The organism is Achromobacter sp. (genome assembly GCF_032113835.1).
Lineage (GTDB): Bacteria > Pseudomonadota > Gammaproteobacteria > Burkholderiales > Burkholderiaceae_B > Achromobacter.
This window is the reverse complement of the sequence record NZ_DAMCTG010000163.1, coordinates 1-4,652: the sequence shown is the minus strand read 5'-3', so window position 1 is coordinate 4,652 and position 4,652 is coordinate 1. Positions and strand designations below refer to the sequence as shown.

Below are 4,652 nucleotides of genomic sequence, written 5' to 3'. Positions count from 1 at the left end.
TTATATTGCTGGCGGCGCTGGCCGACTTTCAGGGCTTGATGGAGATCAGCGCCGGTGCCGGCGCCGCCGCATTCGGCGTGGTCGTCATCCTGACCATGCTGGCGGCCATGAGCTTCGACCTGCGCCGCAGTTGGGACCTTGAAGGTCAGACCGAAATCGAATCAGCGCCGGTGGAGGGCCGGCATGCGCCGGTGTCCGTCTCCGGCAAGCAAGTGGGCTAGGAAAGGCCTCCCCGCCGTTGTTTTCCGCTCAGAAAAGGAAAAAGTAGATGTCCGAGCAAGCCCCCGGATCTGGTGAAGAGAAGTTCGCGTCGCCTGCGATCTCGCGCAAGAAGAAAAGCCGGATCTCCTGGATCTGGCTGGTCCCCGTCGTGGCCGCGCTGATGGGCCTGTCGCTGGTCGTGCGGACGTGGATGCAGGCTGGCCCCGACATTTCGATCTCGTTCAACACCGCCGAAGGGCTTGAAGTGGGCAAGACCCAGCTCCGCTACAAGGACGTGAACATCGGCACGGTCAAGTCCATCGGCTTCAATTCCGACCGCAGCAAGGTGGTCGTGAAAGCCGAGCTGTCCAAGCAGGTCTCCGATCTGGCGCGCGAAGGCACCAACTTCTGGGTCGTGCGGCCGCGGCTGGACGTCAGCGGCGTGTCGGGCCTGGGCACCTTGCTGTCGGGCGCCTACATCGGCGTGGACGCGGAAGAGGGCAAGGACAACGGCAACCGCGCCACCAAGCTGTCTTTTGAAGGCCTGGAAGTCCCGCCCGCCGTGACCCATGACCGTGCGGGCAAGCGCTTCATGCTCAAGGCCTCTGACCTGGGCTCTTTGGATATCGGCTCGCCCGTCTATTTCCGCCGCATCAACGTGGGCCGCGTGATCGGCTATGCCCTGGACGAAAACGGCAGCGCCGTGAACGTCGAGGTGTTCGTCGACGCGCCCAACGACAAGTTCGTCACCAACGGCACCCGCTTCTGGAACGCCAGCGGCGTGGACTTCAGCGTCAACGCCGATGGCCTGAAGGTGCGCACGCAGTCGCTCGTTTCGATGGCGGTGGGCGGCGTGGCGTTCGCGACCGTGCAGAACGCCCGCGATGGCGATGCGGCCGCCAAGGCCGACAGTCAGTTCGACCTGTACGCCACCGAGGCCGCGGCCAAGGCCAACCCGGACGGCGAGGCCTTCCCGATCCGCATGCGCTTTGACCAATCGATTCGCGGGCTGACCGTTGGGGCGCCGATCGACTTCAACGGCATCACGTTGGGCGACGTCACCCAGATCACGCTGGACTTCGATCCCGAGACCAAGCGCTTCTATTCGCTGGTGGACGCCACCTTGTATCCGGAACGGCTGGGCCGCGTCTACGAAGAGGTGCGCGAGCGTGCAATCAAGGAAGGCGACGTGGCCGGGGGCCGATTGCTGGGCGTGATGATCAAGCACGGGCTGCGCGCGCAATTGCGCACGGCCAACCTGCTGACCGGCCAGCTCTACGTGGTGCTGGACAACGTGCCGAACGCCAAGCCGGTTGAGTTCGTGATGTCCGAACCCGCGATGATCCCGACCGTGCCGGGCAATCTGGATCAGCTCCAGCAGCAGGTCACCAACATCGTCACCAAGATCGAGAAGATTCCGTTCGACAAGATCGGCGACGACCTGCGCGCCACGCTGGCCAGCACGTCCAAGCTGATGAACCGCCTGGATAAGCAGGTGGCGCCCGAAGCGCAGAAGGCGCTGAAGGCGGCCAAGGACTCGATGGCGAACATCAACTCGCTGCTGGCCTCCGACGCCTCGCTGCCGGTCAATACCGAACGGGCGATGCAGGAACTGAGCCGCGCGGCGCGTTCGCTGCGCGCGCTGGCCGACTTCCTGCAATCCAATCCCGAAGCCCTGCTGCGCGGCAGAGGCGAAGACCCCATCCCGGGCGCCGGCCCAGTCAGGAACTAGACGCTCATGAAAAGCCGACTCTCTTGCTCCGCAACCCCGACCCGCCGCGGACGCGCCCGCGCCGCGCTGGCCGCGCTGGCGCTGTCCGGCGCGCTGGCGGCCTGCGGGTCGTCGCCGCCCGTCCACTACTACACGCTGCAGACGCCCGAACGGTCGGGGGCGCCAGGCGCTGCGCCGGGTTCGGCCTCGTTCCTGATCGAGGTGCAGCCCGTCACGCTGGCCACGCAGGCCGACCAGCCGCAACTCATGGTCCGCACCGGCGACGGAAGCATTTCCGCACTGTATTCCGAGCGCTGGAGTTCGCCGTTGGGCGACGAATTGCGCAATGCCTTGTCCGATGCGCTCAAGCGCGACCTGGGCGCACTCGACGTGCAGATGGTCAAGCCGGGGCCGGGGGCGCCGATCTGGCGCGTGCAGACCGACGTGCAGCGCTTCGAGATGGTGTCGGGCAGCATGGCGCAACTGGATGCCACCTGGCGGGTGCGGCCGGTCGATGCCAAGGGAAGGGGGCTCCTGTGCCGCAGCATCGTGACCGAAAGCGTGCCTGATGAAGCCGTCACCAGCCTGATCGCCGCGCAGCAGCGCGCGGTGGTGAGTCTGGCGGGCGTCATGGCGGCCGCCATTCGAGGCCAGACCCCCGCGGGTTCTGGCTCGGTCCAGATGATGGGTTGTTCCCCGCTGAAGGAATGATCCGCCCGGCGTTTTCGGGATAAACCCCGCGATCTCAAGCGGTTAACTAGGTTCAACCTAGGGTTAACCTTAATACAAACACGGTTGCAACCTGTCTAGCATACGGTCCTACCCTTACTGGGTTCCGATCGGGCCCAGTTACACCTTTGCCATGCGACAGGAAGCAATCTCTTATGGCCAGCACGACCCTCGGCGTCAAAGTCGACGACGCACTCCGCGACCGCCTGAAAGCCGCCGCCACCAAGCTCAACTGCACGCCGCACTGGCTGCATAAGCAGGCGATCCTGTCCTATCTGGACAAGATCGAGCGCGGCCATCTCCCCGCCGAGATGTCCCACCTGAGCGCGGATGCCGCGGGCGAAGAGGATGCGGGCGAATCCCATGCCGCGCCCACGCCGCCGTTCTATGAATTTGGCCAGGACGTGCAGCCGCAGTCCGTGCTGCGCGCCGCCATCACCGCGGCCTATCGCCGCCCCGAGCCCGAGTGCGTGCCGCTGCTGCTGGGCCAGGCCCGCGTGCCCAACCTGGAAAAGGTGCACGCGATGGCGGCGGGCCTGGTCAAGAAGCTGCGCGGCAAGCGCACCGGCGGAGGCGTCGAAGGTCTGATCCAGGAATTCTCGCTGTCCAGCCAGGAAGGCGTGGCGCTGATGTGCCTGGCCGAAGCGCTGCTGCGCATTCCCGACCGCGCCACGCGCGACGCCCTGATCCGCGACAAGGTTGCGCGCGGCGACTGGAAGTCGCACATGGGCGGTTCGCAGTCCCTGTTCGTCAACGCCGCCACCTGGGGGTTGATGATCACGGGCAAGCTGGTGGCCGTGAGCAGCGAGCAGTCGCTGTCCAAGGCGCTGACGCGCCTGATCGGCAAGGGCGGCGAGCCGTTGGTGCGCAAGGGCGTGAACATGGCCATGCGCATGATGGGCGAGCAGTTCGTGTCGGGCCAGACGATCTCCGAAGCCCTGGCCAACAACCGCAAGATGGAATCGTGCGGTTTCCGCTATTCGTACGACATGCTCGGCGAAGCGGCCACCACGGCTGAAGACGCCGAGCGCTACTACGCGTCGTATGAGCAGGCCATCCACGCGATCGGCAAGGCCGCCGCGGGCCGCGGCATCTACGAAGGCCCCGGCATCTCGATCAAACTGTCCGCCCTGCATCCGCGTTACTCGCGCGGCCAGCGCGAACGCGTCATGGCGGAACTGCTGCCGCGCGTGAAGGCGCTGACCATCCTGGCGCGCAGCTACGACATCGGCCTGAACATCGACGCCGAAGAAGCCGACCGCCTTGAGATCTCGCTGGACCTGCTGGAAGCGCTGTGCTTCACGCCTGAACTCGAAGGCTGGAGCGGCATCGGCTTCGTCATCCAGGCTTACCAGAAGCGCGCGCCGTTCGTCATCGATTACGTGATCGACCTGGCCCGCCGCAGCCGCCATCGTGTGATGGTCCGCCTGGTGAAGGGCGCGTACTGGGACAGCGAAATCAAGCGCGCCCAGGTCGACGGTCTGGAAGGCTATCCGGTCTACACCCGCAAGCTGTACACGGACGTGGCCTACATCGCCTGCGCCCGCAAGCTGCTGGCCGCGCCCGAAGCCGTGTATCCGCAGTTCGCCACGCACAACGCCTATACGCTGGCCGCGATCTATCAGCTTGCCGGCCAGAACTACTACCCCGGCCAGTACGAGTTCCAGTGCCTGCACGGCATGGGCGAGCCGCTGTACGAAGAAGTGGTCGGCCCGCTGACCCAGGGCAAGCTCAACCGTCCGTGCCGCATCTACGCGCCGGTCGGCACGCACGAAACGCTGCTGGCGTACCTGGTGCGCCGCCTGCTTGAAAACGGCGCCAATACCTCGTTCGTGAACCTGATCGGCGATGAAACCATCCCGGTCGAAACGCTGGTCGCGGACCCGGTCGAAGCTGCCTCGCGCATCACGCCGCTGGGCGCGCCGCACGAGAAGATTCCGCTGCCGCGCGAGCTCTATGGCAATCCGCAGGACGGCGCCCGCGCCAACTCGGCCGGCCTGGATCTCAGCAA

Annotated in this window: 4 protein-coding genes; all 4 read left to right on the top strand. The window is 65.8% G+C overall.

Annotated elements, in window-relative coordinates; all coding sequences use genetic code 11:
- Positions 1 to 221: paraquat-inducible protein A (locus tag RT697_RS26920; RefSeq protein ID WP_313702677.1), on the top strand; the 221-nt coding region annotated here is incomplete at its 5' end.
- 47 nt (positions 222 to 268) lie between these two features.
- Positions 269 to 1,933: an MlaD family protein gene (locus RT697_RS26915; RefSeq protein WP_313702676.1), complete on the top strand. Its 1,665-nt coding sequence runs from the start codon at positions 269 to 271 to the stop codon at positions 1,931 to 1,933.
- Between the two features lie 6 nt (positions 1,934 to 1,939).
- Positions 1,940 to 2,623 (top strand): PqiC family protein, encoded by a 684-nt coding sequence (locus RT697_RS26910; RefSeq protein WP_313702675.1) that lies wholly within the window; start codon positions 1,940 to 1,942, stop codon positions 2,621 to 2,623.
- 173 nt (positions 2,624 to 2,796) lie between these two features.
- Positions 2,797 to 4,652, top strand: a 1,856-nt coding sequence (locus RT697_RS26905) for a proline dehydrogenase family protein (RefSeq protein WP_313702674.1), incomplete at its 3' end; no start/stop codon positions are given.